The organism is Micromonospora sp. KC213, assembly GCF_004348325.1.
Classification (GTDB): Bacteria; Actinomycetota; Actinomycetes; order Mycobacteriales; family Micromonosporaceae; genus Micromonospora.
Genome location: NZ_SMKF01000336.1, coordinates 1 through 1,680, shown reverse-complemented (window position 1 = coordinate 1,680; position 1,680 = coordinate 1). Strand labels below are relative to the sequence as shown.

General features: G+C 73.0%; 2 protein-coding genes. Both read right to left on the bottom strand.

The features are described from left to right. On the bottom strand, positions 1–638 hold a 638-nt coding region (locus tag E1166_RS30445; protein WP_243710612.1), incomplete at its 3' end, for a serine/threonine-protein kinase. Positions 639–773: 135 nt separating this feature from the next. Then, a partial coding sequence (locus E1166_RS30440; protein WP_132343240.1) for a glycosyltransferase family 4 protein occupies positions 774–1,680 on the bottom strand: 907 nt, incomplete at its 5' end.

The following is a 1,680-nucleotide window of genomic DNA, read 5'->3' as shown; positions in this document are numbered from 1 at the left end:
GGGTCGGGTGGGTCGGTGGCGAGCGCCGCAAGGGTGGCCACCGCGCTGCCCCGGGCGTAGGGCGGGCGGCCCTCCACGGCCGCGTACAGCGTGGCGCCGAGGGACCACAGATCGGTCTCGACGCTGGACACACCCTCGGCGGCGCGCTCCGGAGCGACGAACTGGGGTGAACCGAGCACCATCCCGGGGCGGGTCAGTATCCCGTCCTCTCCCTCGAAGGTGGCCAGCCCGAAATCGGTGAGCATGATCTGCCCGTCCCGGGTCACCAGCACGTTCTGCGGTTTCACGTCCCGGTGCAGCACGTTGGCGGTGTGGGCGGCGCGCAGCGCGGCGAGCAACGCCCGCCCGACACCGGCGGCGCGCGCCGGGTCCAGGGGGCCCTCGTCGTTGAGGACGTCCTGCAACGTCCGGGACGGGACGTACTCCATCACGATCCACGGGTCGCCGTCGACCGGGACCACGTCGTAGACCCGGACCACGTTGGGGTGGCGGAGCCGGGCCGCGGTGCGCGCCTCGCGCAGCGTCCGCCGCCGCAACTCGTCACCTTCGGGTTCGGACAGCCAGTTCGGTGGCAGGACCTCCTTGACCGCCACCTCGCGGTGCAGCACCTCGTCGAGGGCCCGCCACACCCGACCCATGCCGCCCCGCCCCACCGGCTCCAGGAGCCGGTACCGGCCGGCGATCACTACGTGCTGCACCGCTCTCCTCACCGTTGGCTGACGCACCACGGTAGCCAATGGATCGGGATGGGCCTATCGATCGTTGGGTCGACCTCAGCAGGCGGCGCCCTTTGTGATCAAAAGGTTACCCTCCGGAATAGGGATCCGGGACCGTCCGCCGAGCAGCGCGCCGGCCCGTCGGGCCTGGAACGAGCCGTGCTCGCGGCGGGCGGCGGCATAGCTGCCGGCTGTGCGGGCGGCGATGGTGGCCCAGCCGTACCGTTCGCTGACCATGCGGCGGGCCCGGCGGGCCACCCCGCGGGCGAAGACCTCGTCGCCGACGAGCTGGTCGACCGCGCCGGCCAGGGCATCCGGGTCGCTGTGCGGGAAGGTCACCCCGGTCACGCCGGGCTCGACGATCTCGGCCAGTCCGCCGGTGTCGGCCACGGCGAGCGGCGCGCCCGCCGCGGCGGCCTCCAGCGCGATCATGCCGAACGGCTCGTAGAGGCTGGGGATCACGGTGGCGTCGGTGGCGGCCAGCACGGCCGGAAGCTGGGTGGAGTCGAGGAATCCGGCGAACCGGACGGTGTCGGACAGGCGCAGCCGCCGCGCCTGGTCGACCAGTTCGTCCTTGTACGGCCCGTCCCCGGCGATCACCACCCGCAGCCCCGGGTGCCGCTCGCGCAGGTACGGCACGGCGTGCACGAGGTGCTGCACGCCCTTCTCGTACACCAGTCGCCCGGCGTACCCGACCAGCGGACCGTCCGCGGCGAACCGGGCCCGGGCCGAGGCGACGGCCCGGGGCCGGGCGTGCCAGGCGCGCTCGTCGACCCCGTTGGGTACCACGTCGACCCGGGTGGGCGGCACGTCGAACAGCCGGGTGACCTGGTCCCGCATGTAGCCGGAGCAGGCGATGATTCGGCCGGATTCGCTGGTCAGCCAGTGTTCGACGCCGTGGATGGTGCGGTTCATCTCGTCGGGTAGCCAGCCTTGGTGTCGGCCGGCTTCGGTGGCGTGGATG